At 64.5% G+C, this 18,774-nt stretch carries 18 protein-coding genes and 1 other RNA gene; 9 read left to right on the top strand and 10 right to left on the bottom strand.

What is annotated here, in order from left to right:
* Nucleotides 1-67: 67 nt before the first annotated feature.
* Nucleotides 68-823, top strand: a complete 756-nt coding sequence (locus tag EI983_RS15050) for a DUF1013 domain-containing protein (RefSeq protein ID WP_157708181.1) — start codon at nucleotides 68-70, stop codon at nucleotides 821-823.
* Between the two features lie 133 nt (nucleotides 824-956).
* Here EI983_RS15050 and EI983_RS15045 read toward each other — a convergent pair whose 3' ends face one another.
* The 4 genes from EI983_RS15045 to EI983_RS15030 form a co-directional block, all read right to left on the bottom strand.
* Nucleotides 957-1,094 carry a hypothetical protein gene (locus EI983_RS15045; protein ID WP_157708180.1) on the bottom strand — a complete coding sequence of 46 codons (138 nt, stop codon included), beginning with the start codon at nucleotides 1,092-1,094 and terminating at the stop codon, nucleotides 957-959.
* 135 nt (nucleotides 1,095-1,229) lie between these two features.
* Nucleotides 1,230-1,823 carry a recombination mediator RecR gene (gene recR / locus EI983_RS15040; protein WP_157708179.1) on the bottom strand — a complete coding sequence of 198 codons (594 nt, stop codon included), beginning with the start codon at nucleotides 1,821-1,823 and terminating at the stop codon, nucleotides 1,230-1,232.
* A 124-nt stretch (nucleotides 1,824-1,947) separates the two neighbouring features.
* Nucleotides 1,948-2,292, bottom strand: coding sequence for a YbaB/EbfC family nucleoid-associated protein (locus EI983_RS15035; RefSeq protein WP_157708178.1), 345 nt, complete (start codon nucleotides 2,290-2,292; stop codon nucleotides 1,948-1,950).
* 130 nt (nucleotides 2,293-2,422) lie between these two features.
* Complete coding sequence (locus EI983_RS15030) at nucleotides 2,423-4,183, bottom strand: DNA polymerase III subunit gamma/tau (RefSeq protein WP_246162199.1); 1,761 nt, start codon at nucleotides 4,181-4,183, stop codon at nucleotides 2,423-2,425.
* Nucleotides 4,184-4,463: 280 nt separating this feature from the next.
* Here EI983_RS15030 and ypfJ point away from each other — a divergent pair, with 280 nt between their 5' ends.
* Both ypfJ and EI983_RS15020 read left to right on the top strand, forming a co-directional pair.
* A complete protein-coding gene (ypfJ, locus tag EI983_RS15025) occupies nucleotides 4,464-5,297 on the top strand; it encodes a KPN_02809 family neutral zinc metallopeptidase (protein ID WP_157708176.1) in 834 nt (277 codons plus the stop codon).
* 9 nt (nucleotides 5,298-5,306) lie between these two features.
* A complete protein-coding gene (locus EI983_RS15020) occupies nucleotides 5,307-5,789 on the top strand; it encodes a protein-tyrosine phosphatase family protein (RefSeq protein ID WP_157708175.1) in 483 nt (160 codons plus the stop codon).
* Between the two features lie 104 nt (nucleotides 5,790-5,893).
* On the opposite strand, the gene ffs is transcribed toward EI983_RS15020, so the two are convergent.
* Together ffs and EI983_RS15010 are read right to left on the bottom strand one after the other, a co-directional pair.
* Nucleotides 5,894-5,990: signal recognition particle sRNA small type (gene ffs, locus EI983_RS15015), an RNA gene on the bottom strand.
* Nucleotides 5,991-6,040: 50 nt separating this feature from the next.
* Nucleotides 6,041-7,843: a bifunctional 2',3'-cyclic-nucleotide 2'-phosphodiesterase/3'-nucleotidase gene (locus tag EI983_RS15010; protein WP_246162425.1), complete on the bottom strand. Its 1,803-nt coding sequence runs from the start codon at nucleotides 7,841-7,843 to the stop codon at nucleotides 6,041-6,043.
* 298 nt (nucleotides 7,844-8,141) lie between these two features.
* On the opposite strand from EI983_RS15010, the gene nudC reads away from it, so the two are divergent.
* Together nudC and EI983_RS15000 are read left to right on the top strand one after the other, a co-directional pair.
* Entirely contained in the window at nucleotides 8,142-9,110 is a 969-nt protein-coding gene (gene nudC / locus EI983_RS15005; RefSeq protein ID WP_157708174.1) for an NAD(+) diphosphatase, read from the top strand.
* A gap of 57 nt (nucleotides 9,111-9,167) precedes the next feature.
* Nucleotides 9,168-9,647, top strand: coding sequence for an SRPBCC family protein (locus EI983_RS15000; protein ID WP_157708173.1), 480 nt, complete (start codon nucleotides 9,168-9,170; stop codon nucleotides 9,645-9,647).
* A 71-nt stretch (nucleotides 9,648-9,718) separates the two neighbouring features.
* Here EI983_RS15000 and EI983_RS14995 read toward each other — a convergent pair whose 3' ends face one another.
* The gene (locus EI983_RS14995) at nucleotides 9,719-10,201 is read right to left on the bottom strand and encodes a hypothetical protein (protein ID WP_157708172.1); all 483 of its coding nucleotides are present in this window, start codon (nucleotides 10,199-10,201) and stop codon (nucleotides 9,719-9,721) included.
* A gap of 442 nt (nucleotides 10,202-10,643) precedes the next feature.
* Between EI983_RS14995 and EI983_RS14990 the strand changes: the two genes are divergently transcribed.
* The gene (locus EI983_RS14990; protein WP_157708171.1) at nucleotides 10,644-11,567 is read left to right on the top strand and encodes a PHP domain-containing protein; all 924 of its coding nucleotides are present in this window, start codon (nucleotides 10,644-10,646) and stop codon (nucleotides 11,565-11,567) included.
* A 90-nt stretch (nucleotides 11,568-11,657) separates the two neighbouring features.
* On the opposite strand, the gene EI983_RS14985 is transcribed toward EI983_RS14990, so the two are convergent.
* Complete coding sequence (locus EI983_RS14985) at nucleotides 11,658-12,338, bottom strand: response regulator transcription factor (RefSeq protein WP_198389310.1); 681 nt, start codon at nucleotides 12,336-12,338, stop codon at nucleotides 11,658-11,660.
* 209 nt (nucleotides 12,339-12,547) lie between these two features.
* Entirely contained in the window at nucleotides 12,548-14,209 is a 1,662-nt protein-coding gene (locus EI983_RS14980; protein ID WP_157708169.1) for a sensor histidine kinase, read from the bottom strand.
* 238 nt (nucleotides 14,210-14,447) lie between these two features.
* On the opposite strand from EI983_RS14980, the gene EI983_RS14975 reads away from it, so the two are divergent.
* Both EI983_RS14975 and EI983_RS14970 read left to right on the top strand, forming a co-directional pair.
* Complete coding sequence (locus tag EI983_RS14975; protein WP_157708168.1) at nucleotides 14,448-14,867, top strand: hypothetical protein; 420 nt, start codon at nucleotides 14,448-14,450, stop codon at nucleotides 14,865-14,867.
* A gap of 4 nt (nucleotides 14,868-14,871) precedes the next feature.
* A complete protein-coding gene (locus tag EI983_RS14970) occupies nucleotides 14,872-16,197 on the top strand; it encodes a DUF1513 domain-containing protein (RefSeq protein WP_157708167.1) in 1,326 nt (441 codons plus the stop codon).
* A 24-nt stretch (nucleotides 16,198-16,221) separates the two neighbouring features.
* Here EI983_RS14970 and EI983_RS14965 read toward each other — a convergent pair whose 3' ends face one another.
* Nucleotides 16,222-17,025, bottom strand: coding sequence for a helix-turn-helix transcriptional regulator (locus tag EI983_RS14965; RefSeq protein WP_157708166.1), 804 nt, complete (start codon nucleotides 17,023-17,025; stop codon nucleotides 16,222-16,224).
* 202 nt (nucleotides 17,026-17,227) lie between these two features.
* On the opposite strand from EI983_RS14965, the gene EI983_RS14960 reads away from it, so the two are divergent.
* Nucleotides 17,228-18,763, top strand: a complete 1,536-nt coding sequence (locus EI983_RS14960; protein ID WP_246162197.1) for an ABC transporter substrate-binding protein — start codon at nucleotides 17,228-17,230, stop codon at nucleotides 18,761-18,763.
* The last annotated feature ends 11 nt before the right edge of the window (nucleotides 18,764-18,774 follow it).

The following is an 18,774-nucleotide window of genomic DNA, read 5'->3' as shown; positions in this document are numbered from 1 at the left end:
AAACCCGTCCCGGCCCCGGGACCGCCCTTCCAGGCGACGGGAAAGATATGCGCAAAGGAGACGCGACATGGCAAAACCGCTCATGGCCAAGGCCACAGCCGTCTGGCTGGTGGACAACACCACGATCAGCTTCAAGCAGATCGCCGATTTCGTTGGCATGCACGAGCTGGAGATCCAGGGCATTGCCGATGGCGATGTGGCCGCCGGGGTGAAAGGGTTTGATCCGATTGCCAACAACCAGCTTACCCAGGATGAAATCGACGCCGCCGAGAGCGATCCGCTGCACAAGCTCAAGCTGAAGTTCAACGCCGCTGCCGTGGGCGAGGAAAAGCGCCGCGGCCCGCGTTACACGCCGCTGTCCAAGCGTCAGGACCGGCCCAACGCGATCCTGTGGCTGGTGAAGTTTCACCCGGAACTGGCCGACAGCCAGATTGCCAAGCTGGTCGGCACCACCAAACCGACCATCCAGTCGATCCGCGAGCGCACGCATTGGAACATCTCCAACATGCAGCCCATCGACCCGGTGGCGCTGGGACTGTGCAAGCAGACCGAGCTTGATGCCGCCGTGCAAAAGGCCGCCGCCAAACGCGCCAAGGAAGGGGTGCCGATGGATGATGACGAGCGCCGCAAACTGCTGAGCACCGAGCAGAGCCTTGGCATGGAGACAGAGCCGAAAATTCCGACCGCGATCGAAGGTCTGGAGACGTTCAGCCTGGGCGGGGACGATGATGACGAGGATGACCGCTCGGACGACAAGATCGACGCCGACAGCTTCTTCAACCTGCCCGGCGATAGCGATGACGATGATGACGAGCAGCCCTGAGCCGCTTGGATTACCGCATATCCGCTAACACAGAAAAGCCCGGTCCGAATGTGCCGGGCTTTTTGCTGGGCTGCTGTCAGGGCGCAATCCGAAGCCGACCGCCCGGTTGAGGCGGCCGACTCCGGCTGCAAACTCACTCGGCGGTGGGTGTCTTATCCGTCTCCTTGCGGAACAGGTTGGACATCGACCCGGGATAAATATCCTTGAGCATCTTGCCCACAAGGGCAGCCCCAAAGATCACAATCAGCACGACAATGATAGAGGTATTCATGGCGCGTTTCCTTTCATCACTTGGTCACGACACTGCACCCCTAGAGGCGTAAACCGGCAAGACCGTGCCGGAAAACTGACAATTTGTGGCAAAATTTCGAAGATTTCGCCGCAATTGGCCGGTTGTACCGGCCTGTCAGATGTTCTTGCGGGCGTTCAGGGCGGCGCTGATCGTGCCATCGTCGAGGTAATCGAGCTCGCCACCGATCGGTACGCCCTGCGCGAGCGAGGTCAGCGTCACCGTGTCGTCAAGCTGATCGGCGATGTAATGCGCCGTGGTCTGACCATCGACCGTGGCATTGAGCGCAAGGATCACTTCCGTGATGTCCTCCGACGTGACCCGGTCGATCAACTTGGGAATGCGCAGCTGCTCCGGCCCGATCTGATCCAGCGCCGAAAGCGTGCCGCCGAGGACATGATAGCGTCCCTTGAAGGCCCCGGAGCGCTCCATCGCCCAAAGATCCGCCACATCCTCGACCACGCAAAGCTGCCCATTGCCGCGCTTTTCCGAGGCGCAGATATCGCAAATATCCGTCGTACCCACATTGCCGCAATTGAGGCATTCGCGGGCCGAAACGGCCACCTTTTCAATGAGATCGGCCAGTGGGGTCAGCAACAGCTCGCGCTTGCGGATCATGTGCAGCACCGCCCGCCGCGCCGAACGCGGGCCAAGCCCCGGCAGCTTGGCCATCATCTCGATCAGGGCGTCGATCTCGCGGGTGGAGCTCATCCGGGTGCGTCTCCGGGTAAGGGGATACGCTCGACGGTATATCCCGCCCGGCGCAGCATGGGTGCCATGCCCGTCTCGCCGGGCGGACAAAAAGTACCGAGAAAGGCGACCAGACGCATCACGCTCAGAACGGCAGGTCCATGTCCTTGGGCAGGCCCATGCCCTCGGTGATCTTGCCCATTTCTTCCTTGGCGCGCGCGTCCGCCTTGGTCTGGGCGTCCTTGATCGCGGCCAGGATCAGATCCTCCACCACTTCCTTGTCATCGGCGTTGAAGATCGACGGGTCGATGTCCAGCCCCTTGAGCTCGCCCTTGCAGGTGCAGGTCGCCTTGACCAGCCCCGCGCCCGATTGGCCCTCGACGGTCAGGGTGCGCATCTCTTCCTGCAGGGCGGCCATCTTCTGCTGCATTTCCTGGGCGGCCTTCATCATCTTGGCCATATCGCCCATCTGGCCCAATCCTTTGAACATGTCGTGTCTCTCCGGGGTTGTCGCGTTGCTTCAGCTCTAGATACGGGGGCTTGGCGTCAGGGACAAGGCGGCGTACCGCACATTCCTGTGCTGGGTCAGGGGTCATCCCGCCGCCATCCGGCCCGCCTGCTCAATCTTCCTCGAACGGATCCCATTCCTCGTCCACCTCCGGCAGCGCCTGGGCCTCGGCCTCGGCCGCCTGCTCTTCGGGGGTGGTGATCTGGGTGATCCTCGCCTTCGGGAACTGCGCCAGCACCGCCTGCACCAGAGGATGCGCCGCCGCCTGTGCCTTCAGGTCGTTTTCCGCCGCATCGCGCTTTTCGGCGATGGTCTCTCCCCCGCCTTCATTGACGATGCTGACCGCCCAGCGGTTTCCGGTCCAGCGCTGCAAGGCCCCGCCCAGCCGCTGCGCCAGGTCTTGCGGCGCGTCCGGGGTGGGGACAAACTCGATCCGTCCGGGCCTGTAGGCCGCAAGCCGCACGCAGCCTTCCACCTCCACCAGCAGCTTCACATCGCGATTGGCGCGGATCAGCTCGATCACATGGTCGAATGTCGGATAGCGCGCCAGCGCCTGTTCCAGCTCGGCGGCAGGTACGGCACTCATCCGGGGACCGTCGGGGCCAGGGCCGGAATGGGTGCTGTGCGTGGCTTGCGCTCGGGTCATCCCACCTTGCGGGGCTGCTGCGTGACCAGAACCGCCCCCTCCGCCCGGCATCGGCGCAGGAGGCATGTCGCCCAGTTTGCGCACCAGCTCTTCCGGAGAGGGCAGATCGGCCACATGGGTCAGCCGGATCACCGCCATTTCGGCGGCCATCATCGCATTGGGGGCTGAGGACACCTCTTCCAGCGAGGTCAGCAGCATCTGCCACATCCGCGTCAGCGCCCGCATCGGCAGCGCCTCGGCCATCTGTTGCCCGCGTGCGCGCTCATCGGGGCTGATCGTGGGGTCTTCGGCGGCGTCCGGGGTGATCTTGACCACGGAAATCCAGTGGGTGATCTCCGCCAGATCGCGCAGCACCGCCAGAGGGTCCGCCCCATCGGCATATTGCGTGCTGAGCTCGGTCAGGGCCGCCGCGGCCTCGCCCTTCATGATCAGGTCAAAGAGGTCCATCACCCGGCCGCGATCCGCCAGCCCCAGCATGGCGCGCACCTGGTCGGCCGTGGTTTCGCCCGCGCCGTGGCTGATCGCCTGATCCAGAAGCGAGGTGGCATCGCGGGCCGAGCCTTCGGCAGCGCGGGTGATCAGCGCCAGAGCGTCCTCGGAAATCTCCGCGCCTTCGGCATCGGCGATCCGGCGCAAGAGCGCGATTTGATCTTCCGGCTCGATCCGGCGCAGATCGAAGCGCTGACAACGCGAGAGCACCGTCACCGGCACCTTGCGGATTTCGGTGGTGGCGAAGATGAATTTCACATGCGCGGGCGGCTCTTCGAGCGTTTTCAGCAAAGCATTGAACGCCGAGGTGCTGAGCATATGCACCTCGTCGATAATGTAGATCTTGTAGCGCGCCGAGGCCGCGCGATATTGAACGGAGTCAATGATTTCTCGGATATCGCCGACCCCGGTACGCGAGGCCGCGTCCATCTCCATCACGTCGACATGGCGGCCCTCCATGATGGCCGTGCAATGCTCACACTGACCACAAGGCTCGGTGGTGGGGCCGCCCTGACCATCCGGCCCGATGCAGTTCATCCCCTTGGCGATGATGCGCGCGGTGGTGGTTTTGCCGGTGCCGCGAATGCCGGTCATGATGAAGGCCTGCGCGATCCGGTCCGCCTGAAACGCGTTTTTCAGCGTGCGCACCATGGCCTCCTGACCGACCAGATCGGCAAAGGTCTCGGGCCGGTACTTGCGCGCCAGAACCTGATAGCCGGTGTCTTGGGGGTCACTCATGTCGGAAGCCTTCGGATTCGCCATACGCGCATCAGGTTAGAGCGCAGGCGGAGCAAGGTCCATGACCTGCGGGCCACTATCGCACAGCGCGGGCGCCGCAACGCGCGCGCATCCTGCATCGGAAACGGCCAGGCAAACGCGCATCTTTCTCATCCGCCCGGCGGCGACCCCGTGGCGGGTGACGCAAGGGCAGCATGCGGCAAGCCCCTTATTTCTAGGAAAATCGAGGGTTTTGTGCCTAAGCTGTTATCATGTAACGCATCAGACCTCGGGGGATGACATGCGCTTGAAAGGTATACGCTCCAGTCGGAATGTCGAAGACAGGCGGCGGATGAGCGGCGGCAGGGCAGGTGGAATTGGCGGCGTCGGTCTGCTGGTCATTCTGGCGCTTGGGTATTTCGCGGGGGTCGATGTGACGCCGCTGTTGCAGGGGCAGGGCGGGCAAGGCGGGGCCCCGCGCCAGATCAGCGCCGAGGAGGAACGCGCGGCGGACTTCACGCGCAAGGTGCTGGCCACGACGGAGGATGTGTGGTCCGGCGTCTTTCGCGAGCGGCTGGGCCAGAATTATGCCCCGCCCGTTCTGGTGCTCTATTCCGGCGTCACGCAAAGCCCCTGTGGCGGGGCCTCGGGCGCGACGGGGCCGTTTTACTGCCCGGCGGACCGCAAGGCCTATCTCGACACCGCGTTCTTTGCCACGATGCAGCGGCAGCTTGGCGCGGGCGGGGATTTTGCCGCGGCCTATGTGATCGCCCATGAGGTCGCGCATCATGTACAGAACGAGCTGGGCATCCTGCCCCAGGTCAACCAGCGCCGTCAGGCCGTTGGGCAGGTGGAGGCCAATGCCCTCACCGTGCGGCTGGAGCTTCAGGCGGATTGCCTGAGCGGGGTCTGGGCGCGGGAGGTGGGCAATCTTCTGGAGCCGGGCGATCTGGAGGAGGCGCTGAATGCCGCACGTCAGATCGGCGATGACACCTTGCAGCGGAATGCCGGAAAAGTGCCGCAACCTCATACATTTACGCATGGAACATCAGAGCAGCGCCAGCGTTGGTTTGCCCGCGGTTTCGAGACCGGCGATCCCAATAGCTGCGATACGTTCGGCGCACAGAGACTGTGAACCCGGGAGATGAGCGAGTTTGTGATCCATGCGCTTCCCGTGGCAGGCGGGATCCTCGCTCTGGCGCCGCTGCCGGGGCGGGGCGGGGCGTATGCGGAGGATCTGGCGCATCTCAAGGACTGGAAGCCCGCGCTGGTTCTGTCCCTGACGACAGAAGCCGAGATGGCGGCGCATGAGGCGGCCAATCTCGGACCGCATCTGCAGGATGCGGGCACCCGCTGGGCGCATTTGCCGGTGCCGGATTACGGCACACCGGAGGCCGAGCAGGAAGAGCTGTGGCATGAAACCTCGCGCAGCGCGCTGGCCGCGTTGCAGGGCGGGGGGCGGGTGCTGATCCATTGCAAGGGCGGGTGCGGGCGCTCGGGGATGGCCGCCTTGCGGATGATGATCGAGGCAGGCGAAGACCCCAAAGAGGCGCTTCGGCGGCTCAGGTCCGTGCGGCCCTGCGCGGTGGAAACCGAGGGCCAGATGGCCTGGGCGTTGCGGGGCTGAATTTTGTACGTTTTGTACAAAATCACCCCCTGTTTTGTACAATCGGTCAGCCGTTAACGAACGCGAAACCTTTGCACAGGCGAATCATCGGCGGGAGGGGAAAAGGTGAGAGGCTGGACAACGACCCAAGCGGGGCTCGTTACGGCTGCTTCCTTCCGGACCTGACCGGGTTGGCGAGGCGCCTGCCCGCGCCAACCTCTCGAATGCCGATATAGGCGAGCGGGCGCGGATTCGCAAGCACCCCGCCATGTTCAGAGCCGCAGGGAGAACCGGGCAAAGCCCGCGTCGGTATCGCCCAGGTCGGTCGCGCCCAGGGCGGCGATATCCTCGGGGTAGGCGCGCACGCCGGGGCCGGTGTCAAAGATCACCTCGGCGCCGGGCAGCGGGGCAAAGCGCCAGTTCGGGGCATCGACCGGATCGAGCGGGGAGGCGGCCTTGAGATGTCTGATCAGGAGGTCGACCACCTGCACCTCGCCCGTGTGGAGGATCTGCTCTTTGCCGAGAGGGCGGAACGGGCCGCCGCCATTGGCGCGGTAATTGTTGGTGACGATCAGGAAGGGCTGGGCGTCCGTCACCGGCGCGCCGTCATGGGTCAGCCGACGGATCCGCCCCGGCCCGGTCGCGCGGCGGTTGCCCTGCGCGTCATAGAGCGCCGGGCGAGAGAGGTCGATCTCATACGTGACCCCGGTGATCACGTCGAAGGCATGGCCGGGCATCTCGCCGGTATGCAGGGGCTGTGGCATGGGGCCGGGTGTGATCTGTTGAAAGACCGATGCGGACCGTTCCAGCCAGTCGCGCAGCTCGGCGCCCGTGATGCGCGCGATACAAAGCACATTGGGAAAGGGATAAAGATCGGCCGCATGGCGCAGAAACAGCGCACCGGGGGCGACGTCCGAGTAATATTGCGGCCCGCCGCGCCCGCCGGTCTTGTAACTGGTCGAGACCGACAGGATCGGCAGGGCCGGGTCCGTTTGCCCCTTCAGCACCTCCAGCGCGGCGGCGCGTTTGGCTTCGCTCACCAGGTGCAGGGCCCGCGACTGGCCGACGAGCGCGAAATAGCTGTGCAGCGCGCGGCGTGTCTGTCCAAGCTCATGCCGGATCAGCCGAAGCGTGGCCCCATGCGCCGGGCGCAGCAGCTCTGACAGCGCCGGATCGGGCGGGGCCGGGTCGGGGGCGGCGACCGGGCGCGCCTCGCTTGAGGTGCCGGTGACCTGCCAGCGCCCGTCGCGCGCGGTAAGGGCGAGATCCAGCACGCCCAGATGCGAGCCCCGGAACCCGGCCATGACGATGGGTGCCGCGCCGTCGGTGGGGCCATGCGCGGGCCGGGGGGGATAGACCTGATGGGTGTGCCCGGCGAGCACCGCATCGACACCGGGCAGGCGCGACAGCGGCAGGGCGGCGTTTTCCATGCCTGGCCGGTCCGGCCCCTGCTCGATCCCGCTATGGGCCAGAACGATCACCAGATCGGCACCGGCGGCGCGCATCCGGGGCACCATGTGGCGCGCGGTCTGAAGGATGTCGCGCAGCCAGAGCCGCCCGGCAAGGTGATAGTGATCCCAGGCGGCCACCTGCGGCGGAATGAGGCCAAGCACGCCGATGGTCAGATCCCGGGCGATGCCCGTCCGGTCGGAGAGCTTGCGGCGCAACAGGAGGTAGGGCGGCAGGAGGTGCTGATCCTGGGCGGGATCGTCGCCGAGATGGGTCAGGGCATTGCCGCAGGTCAGGGGAAAGGCGGTCTGTGCCAGAAACGCGCGCAGAGCGTCCAGCCCGAAGTTGAATTCGTGGTTGCCGAGCCCGGCGGCGTCATAGCCGAGCGCGTTCATCGCGGCGATCACCGGATGCGCACTCTGCCAGTCCCGGCAGCGCCGTGTCACGATATCGCTCAGCGGCGTGCCCTGCAGGAAGTCGCCATTGTCGAAGAGCAGAGAATTGGCGGCCTCTGCGCGCGCGCGCCGGATCAGCGTGGCGGTGCGCACAAGCCCGTAATGCTCCACCGGGCGGTCGCTGTGATAGTCGTAATCGAGAAGATTGGCGTGGACATCTGTCGTTTGCAGCAGGCGCAGGTCAATCCGCGCCCCCTCCTGTGGCGGAGATGGCCTGGCTTGGGAGAGAATGTGGGGGTTTGACAGTTGTCGGTTTTCCTTTCGTAAACGCGGCCGGTTGGGATTTGCCGGTCATTGGCGGAGCAGGGGTCTGGACGCGGCAGGGCAGCCCATCCCTGCACCCATCACTCATGCAAATCCGGGGGAACACTCCTTATGGTAGAGTATATTGTTAGTTTTACAACCATCTTTGGGCGCTTGTGTCCTGCCGGGGTTCATGTCACCTGATGGAGCTGAGGGAGGGGCAGAGATGGATCATGCGGAAACGGTGACCTTTGGCGGCTCGGGGCTGGACCGGGTGGCGGAGTTGCGTGGCGATGCGCAGGCGATTGACTATGCCCGCAGTCAGGGGCTGACCCGGACGATCGTGCTGTGGCGCGGCAAGCCGCTGGTCCGTGCCGGGGAGCTGGACAGGCTGGTGCGGCTGCCGCTGGAGCATCCGGCTTTGGCCGATGCCACCCTGCCGCCGATCCTGCTGGGACGCGAGGAGAGCGGGATCCTGGTCTTTGCCACCGACATATCCGGCTGGGAGCCGGCCGGGCCGGAGGCGGAGAGCCTTGGCGCCTTCGTGGACCAGAGCGAACAGCGGCACCCGGACCTGGAGGATGCGGTTTTTGCCGAGCTGCGCCGGATCATGACCCGGCTGACCCCGCGTGACGCGGAGCTGGCAGCCACCGCCAAGGCGCTGGCGGGCTGGCAGGAAAGCCACCGTTTCTGCGCCAGATGCGGAGCCGAGAGCGAGATGATCCTTTCGGGTTGGCAACGGTCCTGCCCGGCCTGCAACGCGCAGCATTTTCCGCGAACCGACCCGGTGGTGATCATGCTGATCACCCATGGCAACCGCACGTTGCTGGGCCGGTCGCATGGCTGGCCCGAGGGGATGTATTCCTGTCTTGCGGGGTTCATCGAGCCGGGCGAGACGCTGGAGGCGGCCGTGCGCCGCGAGGTCTGGGAGGAGGCGGGCATCCGGGTAGGCCGGGTGCGCTATCTGGCGAGCCAGCCCTGGGCCTTTCCAAGCTCGCTCATGCTGGGTGCGCAGGGCGAGGCGCTGAACACGGAGATCGTCATCGATCCGAGCGAGATCGAAGAGGCGATCTGGGTCACGCGCGAGGAGCTTTTGCAGGCCTGGACCGGCGACAACCCCCGCCTTCTGCCCGCGCGCAAAGGGGCGATTGCGCATTTTTTGCTGCACAACTGGCTTGCGGATAAGGTCGATTGACGCGACAATACAGGCGAGCAGAAAAGCGCCTGAACCATAAAGCAAAGAGGCCGGATCATGCAGTTTACCGCACAGGAAGATGTGGCAGCGCCAATCGAGTTTGTATTCGAGCAACTCTCTGATTTTCAAAGCTTTGAACGGTCTGCCCTGCGCCGGGGCGCCGAGGTGCAGCGGGTCGATAGCAAGGCGGATGTCGGGATTGGCATGAAATGGGATGCGTCCTTCAAACTGCGTGGACGCAAGCGCGAGGTGCAGGTGGAGCTGACGGAGTTCGACCCGCCGACGGGCATGGTGGTCTCATCGCGCTCGCCGAATATGGGCGGGCATATGACGATTGATCTTGTGGCGCTGTCGCGCGGGCGCACGCGGATGAGCCTTGAAGTGGAGCTGAGCCCCAAGACCCTGTCGGCGCGGCTGATGGTGCAATCCCTGAAGCTGGCGCGCAGCAAGCTGTCGAAACGGTTCCGCGAGCGCGTGGCGGGGTATGCCGAGGAACTGGAAGACCGCTATCAGAAGCAGCAAGCCGGCCTGTCCTGACCGCAGACCAATGAGACATGCAAAAAGGGCACCCGGTGGGGTGCCCTTTTCGGTTTTAAAGTGAGTGGAGATTAGCCGATCAGACGCTCGGCGCGGTCACCAAGGTCGACTTGCGCGAAGGTGTTGTCTTCGGCGCGGTCACCGAGGTCGACCTGTGCGAAAGTGTTGTCTTCGGCGCGGTCACCAAGGTCGACCTGAGCGAAAGTGTTGTCTTCGGCGCGGTCACCAAGGTCGACCTGTGCGAAAGTGTTGTCTTCGGCGCGGTCACCGAGGTCGACCTGAGCGAAGGTGTTGTCTTCGGCGCGGTCACCAAGGTCGACCTGAGCGAAGGTGTTGTCTTCGGCGCGGTCACCGAGGTCGACCTGTGCGAAGGTGTTGTCTTCGGCACGGTCACCAAGGTCGACCTGAGCGAAAGTGTTGTCTTCGGCGCGGTCACCGAGGTCGAGGGCGGAGTAGACGCCATTCTCGGTGCGGTCATCGATGTCATAGCCGGCCAAGGCGGGGGCGGCGGTTGCGGTTGCGGCGATCAGGGCCAGAATACTCAGGTTACGCATGGGTCTTTTCCTTTCTTGCGGAGACGTCTCCGCCTGGGTGGGTGTCTGTTGTGCCGGTGCGTTCTGCCCCGGCTCTGCCAAACAATCTGGGGCCTTGAGGCGGCTGGAAAATGGCCGGTCGCAACGGCGTGAAAAGCCGGTCACGGGCGATTTCATTTCTGTGAACGCGGATCACGGCGCCGTGGCCGAAGCGGCGAGGCGATCACGGAAAAATCCGGGTTGAAGGAAAATTAAAGCAATGAAAGCAATGCGATAACGGTGTTTCTCGACCGGGGGCACACGTCCGCTCTCAACGTCGTGAGACGCGCATGCCGGGGCCAAATGTTTCAGTTTTTCCACACGCTGCGCACCGGGCGGAACGGGGCGGGCATGCGCGGGGCTTGACGGGGCCGCGAAAACATAAGCTTCTGTCGCCGAGACCAGAGCTATAAGGGGCCTGAACATGGGGCTGAGCGCTTTCACCGCGCCGGGGCGGTTCTTTCGCGGCAATCTTCACACGCATTCGACACGGTCGGACGGGCGGCTGAGCCCCGAAGAGGTGTGTCGCCGTTACAAGGCGGAAGGCTATGACTTTATCGCTCTGACCGATCATTTCGTGGGGCTGTACGGCTATCCCATTGTCGACACGGCGGCATATCGTGGGGACGGCTTTACCACGATCCTGGGGGCCGAGCTGCATTCCGGTACGCAGGAAAACGGGATGATCTGGCATATTCTGGCGGTGGGGCTGCCGCCGGATTTCGCACCGTCCAACTCCCCGGATTTCGCCCCGGTGCCGGGACAGGAGAGCGCGGCGGAGTTGGCCGCGCGGGCGCGGGCGGCGGGGGCCTTCGTGGCGGTTGCGCATCCGCAATGGTCGGGGCTGACCGAGGCCGATGCGATGCAGATCGAGGCGGCGCATGCGGTGGAGGTCTATAACCATTCCTGCGCGGTCGATGCCGACCGGCCTGACGGGATGCACATGGCCGAGCTGATGCTGGAGCAGGGGCGGAGGATCACCCTGATCGCGACGGATGATGCGCATTTTGCCGGGATCGACGCCTTTGGCGGCTGGGTGATGGTCAAGGCCGAAGAGAACACGCCCGAGGCATTGCTGGCGGCGCTGAAGGCGGGACAGTTCTATGCCAGTCAGGGGCCGGAGATACATGACATCGCGCTGGACGGGCAGACGGTGCATGTGCGCTGTTCGACCGCTGAGCGGGTGGTTGTGGCGGGCACGGGCAACCGGGCGATTGTGGAATATGGCCATTCGCTGAGCGGGGCGGCTGTCGATCTGCGCAAGTTCGAGGACAGCCCGTATATTCGTGTGGCGGTGATCGACCGGCTTGGACGCCGGGCCTGGTCGAACCCGATCTGGCGCGGGTGATCGGCGCGGGCGTTTGCCCGCGCGGCCGGGACCAAGAGGACAGATCAGGGGCGGCGGGGCCCGGGGGCCACGCCGCTGAGCTGCGCCGCGTCAGTGATCGCGGTTGGTGCGGGCGTCGGTCAGCAGGGCGGTGATCTGTTGGCGGTGCTCGGCGGCATAGCGCACCAGGCTGTTGGCCCCCGAGAGGTCAAGCTTGCGCGAGATGTTCTGACGGTGGGTGTCCACGGTTCGGGGCGATATGCCCATGCGCTGCGCGATTTCCTGCGTGGTGGAGGAGGCGGCCACAGAGGCCAGCACCCGTAATTCCGTCCAGGTGAGCTGATCCATGCCGGCGATCGGCGCTGTGTCGGTCTGGTCGCGCGCGTGCAGGGGTTTTTCGCCGCGCCCGACCGAGCTGCTCATCTGGAAGCCGCGGGACAGGTTGTTCAGGGCCTCGATCAGTTCCGATCCGGCATCCTCTTTGGCGACGAAGCCGGCGCATCCGAGCTGTCGGGCCGCGTCAACGAATTCGCGGGTCGAATACATCGACAGGATCACGATCCGGCAGGGGATGTTGTCCGCCTTGAGCGCCCGCACCACGCCGAAGCCGCCGGTATCGGGCATGTTGAGGTCGAGCAACAGGATGTCGGGGCGCAGTTCACGGACCTTGAAGAGGCACGCGTCGCAATCGCCGGCCTCGTCAAGCAGGCGGTAGCCGGGATGCGCGTCGATCAGCTGGCGCACGCCGGCGCGGATGAGCGGATGATTGTCGGCGATGATCACGGATGTCACGGCATGTCCCCGGATGGCGATGTGTGAGAGGTGAAGACAAGGGAGGCCACCATGCCCATCCTGCCCTGTTTGAGGGTGAGCGTGCCCGCGAGCCGCGCCGCGCGTTCGTTCAGGATGGTGCGGCCGATGCCCTGGGGTGTGGCGGATGGCGCGGCGGCCCGGCCATTGTCACTGAAGCGCAGGTGAAATTCGGGGCCTGAGGAATGCAGCTAGAGCATGGCGTCGCTGGCCCCTGAATGGCGGATGGTGTTGGCGATCAGTTCCTGGAAGATACGGTAGATTTGCAGGTTCTGCCCGTCGTCGAGCCGTTCGGGATCAAACGAAAGCTGGTGGTCGATGCGGACCGGCCCGGCCTCGCTGGCCGCGTCGCAGAGCGCGACAAGCGCCTTTTCAAGCCCGAGATGGGCCAGCGTGGCGGGGTGCAGCTCGTGCGAGATGCGGCGGATTTCCGAGAGGGTGTCGCTTGTCAGACTGGCGGTTTCCAGCAGGTCGGCGGTGTGCCCGGCATCGGGCCCGTCAGCCTGTGCGGCCTTTTTCAGCCGCGACGAGATGAGGCCGAGCATCTGCCCGGCGGAATCGTGCAGGTCGCTGGCGAGCCGCGTGCGTTCGGTGTCGATCGTATCGAGCAGCTGTTGCCGGGCGCGTTCCGAATGCAGGTTCAGCTCGGTCAGGGCGTCCATTTCGCGCCAGCGCGCCAGGCGGATCTGATAGGCCAGGGCGAGGGTGAAAAGCGTTGCCTCGAAGACCAGGGCCAGTTCGTTCAGATGCGGGGCCATGCTGCCGAAACTGTGGCCGAAGAATTCCTTGGCGGCGCCCGCGATCATCGCCGGGACGATGGCCCCGAGCGCCGCCACGAGCAGGACCGCCGCCCGCGGATTGCCGACGCGGGCGGAGCGCAGTAGCCGGATCAACGCCACGATGACGAAGAGGATCCACCAGGCCGTGATCGGCAGGGCGTAATAATAATAAGGTGTGACCAGCGCGAGCAGGACCAGGACCGCCGAGACCACGGGCCAGATCAGCAGGCGCAGGCCACTGGCGAGCAGCGGCTGATCCTCGGGGACGAGGAAGCGGAAGACATAGAAGGGCGCAAACAGGGTGGCCCCGGACAGCCCGACGATCACCAAAGGGTTGGTCAGGGCGGGCCGCTCGGGCCAGAGATAGAGAGCGCCGAGACCGTTGAGGATAAGGCCCAGCAGCAGAAAGCTGGCGATGGTGAGCGCATTGAAGACAAAGGCGGGCTGGCCGGTCAGGGCGCTGAGGATGATGTTGTACATCACCATGAAGGCGATGATGCTGGTGAAGGCGATATGCAGTTTCAGCCGCTTGTCGGTGTCGGACAGAAACCCCTCGCGGGTCTGCACGATCAGGGGAAAGGCCAGCGCCGCCCCCTGCACGACATGAAGCAGGTAGGTTGTCTCGGCGTGCGGAGCGGCCAGGGGAAAGGCGATCAGGGGGGTCGCGAAGACCCGCCGGGAGGCGGGGAATGCCTCGCCCTGCGCAACCGGTGGCGATGCGGCGACACCGTTGCGGCAGGTCAGCAGGGCCGCGCTGTCGGGCACCGCGCGGAGCACCAGAACGGGGTCCGCGGGCCCGGAGGCGAGGCGGATGGCAAAGACATCCGGCGTCATGCCATAGCCGGAGACAAAGGTGGTGCGATCGAGCGGAGGCGCCGTGCTGTCCGCCAGAGCACAGGTCATGTCCCCGGCCGGGCCGGTATAGCTGACGGGGCGTATGTCAAAGGGGTAGTCCGGCGATGTGTCGCCAAGCAGGGCGCCGGCAAACTGCATGATCAGCAGATAGGCCAGCCCCGCCGCAAGCCCCAGCAGGGGCAACCAGCGCGGAGCCCGCACGGGGGCGGGCGGGGTCATTGCAGGGGAGCCTTGGGTCAAGGGGGCACCTTGCTTGGGAATGACGTCGCACTTTCAGAGTAGCGCATCTGCCCCCCGGTTTGTCGATCCGTATCACTACGTAGCCTTTCTACGTAGCGCTGCGGATTCTCGGCGCCGTCCTTGCCCGGCATACTCATACCTACCCCCGCATCGGCCGATCGTGACGCGGCCGACACCAGCGCGGGGGCGGATTTGAGGGAATGGAAAGGATATTCAAATGACATTCATCAGCACTCTTCGGCCCCGCCGACAGTCAGCGTGCTTGCTGATTGCGGCTGTGTGCTTTGGCGGTCTTGCGGGCTGTGCGGGGATGGAAAAAGGCACAAGCTCGGTGAACCCGAATACAGAGTCTGAAGTGATTACAATCGATGGATACAGCTTTGAGATTGTGACCGAAAGCTACGAGGATGACACAGTATTTGCGACCACATCTTATGGCATGAGGTATAACCCGGAAATCACGACGATGACGGTACTCACCCCTGACGGTCAGAGGCAGAAATGCGGCTCGCGCGCCGAGTGTATCCGCATTGGTGAAGCGTCGATTGCCAGTGCCCCGCCGATCCCCGCACCCGCCATGGGGAGTGAAGGCGGCGGCGGAGGTGGCGGCGGTGGAGGCGGCGGCGGCGAGGGCTGAGCCGATGACCAGGATGAAACGCCGTGAGTTCGTGCTGGCGGGCGGGGTTTCAGCGGTGCTGGCGGGGTGCGATGCGCCCCGCCTGGGCGGCGCGGATCGCCTGGCGTTTGGCGCGACACAGCAGGCCGCGCCGCCAGACCTTTCGGGCATCGACCTTTATATTCCGGGCTATGCGCCCTGGCTGGCGAAGTATCAAGGCGTGCCGGTGCTGGAGCATCCGAGGATGCGCAGGGCCATCCCCAAGGGCTATGACCAGAACATCACAATGCTGACCCGGTTCGGGTTTGACGGGTCGGTGCGGCAGGCGCTGTTTCCGGTGCGCGGCCATGACATTGCGATCAGCCCGGACAAGAGGCTGGGCTTTTTCGGGTCGATGGAGCGTGACACCTATGTGGCTTTCGACCCCAAGACCCTGGACCGGATCGCCCTGGGCAAACCGGTAAGGCCATACTGGATCGGCGGCGGGCATGGCGCGTTTCTGGGCAATGATCTGGTGGCGGTGACCGAGCGCGCGCCGAAACGGCCCTATAGCGGTAAACCGCAGGATCATTTCGGGCATGTGACCCTGCGCGACCCGCGCAGCCTGAAGATCGTGGGCGATTTTTCGACCCACGGGATCGCGCCGCATGAGATCAGGATCCTGAGCGACGGCTCACATGCCGCGATTGCCAATTACGGCTCGACCGTCGCGCCGGGGGAGACCGATTATGGCCTGCCACGGCATATCGTGGAGCCGTCGATCACGGTGGTCGAGATGGAGAGCGGCAAGCTGGTGGACAAGTATCTTGGCAATGCGCGGGAGCAACTGCGCCACCTGTGCGCCCGTGACAGGGAAACGATCTTCGCGATTCAGGCGGAGCTGATCGGAGAGGGCGAGGACCGGCATTTTTTCAAGGGGCAGGCGGCGGCGCATGATGCCGATCCGACCAATTCGGAGGGCACCAGCTATGCGGTGGCGCCGACGGTGCGGGTGAACACGGCGTCGGGGCGTCTGGTCGAGGTGGGCACGGCCGCGGCGCGCACGCTGATGCGCCACGGTCTGAGCATCGAATTTGACGAGGCGCATGAGGAGGTGATTGCAAGCTATCCGGCGACCCATACGGTGATGGTGTTCGACGCGGGCAGCGGCGCGTTGAAGCACCGGACCGAGTGCCAGCCCATCGGCCTGCAATATCCCTGCGGGATCGCGTTGCTGCCGGGGCAGGAGTTTTACGTGGTCGCAGGCTATATGCGCAATCTTTATGTCTTCGAGCGCGGCACCCACCGGCTGCATCGCGAGCTGTGCCATTATCCGCTCAACTTCGGTCACAGCCATATCGTGGCGGCGTGACGGGGCCAGCGGGCGCGTGTGGCGCTATACCAAGATGTTGCGCGGCGATGCGGGGCTGTCGGTGGCGGGATCGTCCCTGAGAAAGCTGCGGATGGTCGGATCGATGTCGCGGCTTTCGAGAGGGAAGGCGCCGCAGGCCAGCAAGGCGTCACGCGCCGCGACCCGGTCTTCGATGCGCTTCCAGATGGCGCGGGAGCTGTAGGGCATGACATGCGGGCGCCAGGCCACGCCCATGGTCAGCCCGCGCAGATATTTGACCTGCTGCCGGTGCGAGGGGGTCAGGATCGTTTCCACGACCGAGCCTTCGCGGGCAAGCTCCTGCTCGATGACGTAAATCCGGTTTCCGCTTTGCATGGCCATGCCTTCGTAACGGGATTTCTGCCGTATGCTGCCATCGGCGGCGGTTACCCGTTCCAGAGAGCGGGTCATCACGAACCCGTCCTTTTCATAGAGCCACACCAGGCTGCGCAGCACCATGTTGTCCCAGGAAGGGGTCTGAAAATGGCCGTGATAGAAGCCGAGGTAGCGGCGCAGCAGCTTGGCCTGATCGCGGAACGGCCCGATCATCAGGTCCACGGGACCGTGCGCCGCCCGCTTCTGGTTGAGGATATGCCGCTGGGTGAAGTCCTGGTGGTTGGCGAACAGGTCGGCCTCGCTGATCGAGAAGTAACGGGCGATGCGGCGCAGGTTATGGGCGGAGGGCATCCCGGCGCCGCTGAGATAGCGGCTGAATTGCTGCCGGTTGATCCCGACGCCACGGCAAACCTCGGCGATCGAGCCATACTCGGCGCAGAGGCTGCGCAGGTTTTTCGGGAAAGTGTCGGACACGATGGTATATGGTTCGCGGGTTGCAGGTATATAGCGTCAGATCGCTAACAATAGCGTACATCCGCGAAGTTTTCAGAATCAAGCTTTTTTCCAAATCTCAGGCCATGGCGCGGCCTTGCGGCCGGCACATTTGGGGAGAAAGAAAATGACGGCACAGGAAAAGCATGCACAATGGTTGATCCGTGAGGCCCAGAAGGGCCGCATGTCTCGACGCGAGTTTCTTGGGCGGAGCACGGCCCTGGGTATGGCGCTGAGTGTCGGGGCAGGTCTGTTTGACAAGGCCCATGCCGCCACGCCGGTCAAGGGCGGGCATATGCGGCTTGCCATGGGGCATGGCGCCACGTCCGACACGCTGGACCCGGCGACGCTGACCAATGGTCTGCAATGGGTGGTGGCCTATGGCGTGGCCAACACGCTGACCGAACTTGATGCGCAGGGCAATCTGGTGGGATCGCTTGCCACCGAGTGGGGGTCGTCGCCCGATGCGCGGGTCTGGACGTTCAAGCTGCGCGACGGGGTCGAGTTCCACAATGGCAAGACGATGACCGCCGAGGATGTGATTGCCTCGATCAACTATCACCGCGGCGACGACTCCAAGTCGGTTGGTAAGCCGGTGATGGCGGCGGTGACCGATATCAGCGCCGACGGCAATACGGTTGTCTTCACGCTTGAGAACGGCAATGCGGATTTCCCGTTCAACTTCAACGAGGCCACCTTTGGCATCTATCCGGCCAAGGATGGCGGCATCGACTGGAAGGCGGGCGGCTCGGGCGGGTATATCCTGAAGACCGAACAGCCGGGCCAGCGCTATGAGTTCGAGCGCAACCCGAATTACTGGAAGGACGGGGCGGCACATGCCGACTCGGTCGAGCTGCATTCGATCACCGATCCGGCCGCGCGCCAGAACGCGCTGATCACCGGCGAGGTGGATTGCATCGACCGGGTGGAACTGAAGACGCTGGCGCTGATGTCGCGTACGCCGGGCGTGGTGATCGAGGAAGGCGCGGGGCCGCTGCACTATACCTTCCCGATGGCCACGAAAGTGGCGCCGTTCGACAATCTGCATCTGCGCCAGGCGCTCAAATACGCGATCAACCGGCAGGAGATCGTGGACAAGATCCTGTTCGGCCACGGGGTGGTGGGCAATGACCATCCGATCGGGCCGTCCTATCGCTATCACGCGGCGGATATCGAGCAGCTTGAGTACGATCCCGACAAGGCCCGCCATCATTACGAGAAATCGGGGCTGGGCGATATCGAGATCAACCTGAGCGCCTCGGATGCGGCCTATAGCGGGGCGCTGGATGCGGCGGTGCTGTTCCAGGCGTCGGCCAAGGCGGCGGGCATCAACATCAACGTGGTGCGCGAGCCGAACGATGGCTACTGGTCCGATGTGTGGATGAAAAAGCCGTGGAGCGCGAGCTATTGGGGCGGGTATTCGACCGAGGACACGATGTTCTCGACCGGGTTTGCCGCCGGGGCGGCGTGGAATGACACGCAATGGGATCACCCGCGGTTCAACGAACTTCTGGTGCAGGCCCGGGCGGAGCTGGACGAGGGGCTGCGCGCCGAGATGTATCGCGAGATGCAGGTGATCCTGCGCGACGAGGGGGGCAATATCGTCCCGATGTTCGCCAACGAGGTGCATGCCCGCAACGAGAAGATCGCCCACGGCGACCTGAGTTGGGTTCGTGGGTTCGACGGCCGGCGTATCATGGAGCGCTGGTGGATGGTGTGACCGGCTCCCGG

The organism is Roseovarius faecimaris, assembly GCF_009762325.1.
Lineage (GTDB): Bacteria > Pseudomonadota > Alphaproteobacteria > Rhodobacterales > Rhodobacteraceae > Roseovarius > Roseovarius faecimaris.
Note: the sequence above shows the minus strand (reverse complement) of the source record. Positions and strands in the feature narration are given on the sequence as shown.

Bases quoted from the DNA above. Each gene is read 5' to 3' on its own strand.
- EI983_RS15050 (WP_157708181.1), top strand. From the start codon at position 68: ATGGCAAAACCGCTCATGGCCAAGGCCACAGCCGTCTGGCTGGTGGAC.
- EI983_RS15045 (WP_157708180.1), bottom strand. From the start codon at position 1,094: ATGAATACCTCTATCATTGTCGTGCTGATTGTGATCTTTGGGGCTGCC.
- recR (WP_157708179.1), bottom strand. From the start codon at position 1,823: ATGAGCTCCACCCGCGAGATCGACGCCCTGATCGAGATGATGGCCAAG.
- EI983_RS15035 (WP_157708178.1), bottom strand. From the start codon at position 2,292: ATGTTCAAAGGATTGGGCCAGATGGGCGATATGGCCAAGATGATGAAG.
- EI983_RS15030 (WP_246162199.1), bottom strand. From the start codon at position 4,183: ATGAGTGACCCCCAAGACACCGGCTATCAGGTTCTGGCGCGCAAGTAC.
- ypfJ (WP_157708176.1), top strand. From the start codon at position 4,464: ATGCGCTTGAAAGGTATACGCTCCAGTCGGAATGTCGAAGACAGGCGG.
- EI983_RS15020 (WP_157708175.1), top strand. From the start codon at position 5,307: ATGAGCGAGTTTGTGATCCATGCGCTTCCCGTGGCAGGCGGGATCCTC.
- nudC (WP_157708174.1), top strand. From the start codon at position 8,142: ATGGATCATGCGGAAACGGTGACCTTTGGCGGCTCGGGGCTGGACCGG.
- EI983_RS15000 (WP_157708173.1), top strand. From the start codon at position 9,168: ATGCAGTTTACCGCACAGGAAGATGTGGCAGCGCCAATCGAGTTTGTA.
- EI983_RS14995 (WP_157708172.1), bottom strand. From the start codon at position 10,201: ATGCGTAACCTGAGTATTCTGGCCCTGATCGCCGCAACCGCAACCGCC.
- EI983_RS14990 (WP_157708171.1), top strand. From the start codon at position 10,644: ATGGGGCTGAGCGCTTTCACCGCGCCGGGGCGGTTCTTTCGCGGCAAT.
- EI983_RS14980 (WP_157708169.1), bottom strand. From the start codon at position 14,209: ATGACCCCGCCCGCCCCCGTGCGGGCTCCGCGCTGGTTGCCCCTGCTG.
- EI983_RS14975 (WP_157708168.1), top strand. From the start codon at position 14,448: ATGACATTCATCAGCACTCTTCGGCCCCGCCGACAGTCAGCGTGCTTG.
- EI983_RS14970 (WP_157708167.1), top strand. From the start codon at position 14,872: ATGACCAGGATGAAACGCCGTGAGTTCGTGCTGGCGGGCGGGGTTTCA.
- EI983_RS14960 (WP_246162197.1), top strand. From the start codon at position 17,228: ATGTCTCGACGCGAGTTTCTTGGGCGGAGCACGGCCCTGGGTATGGCG.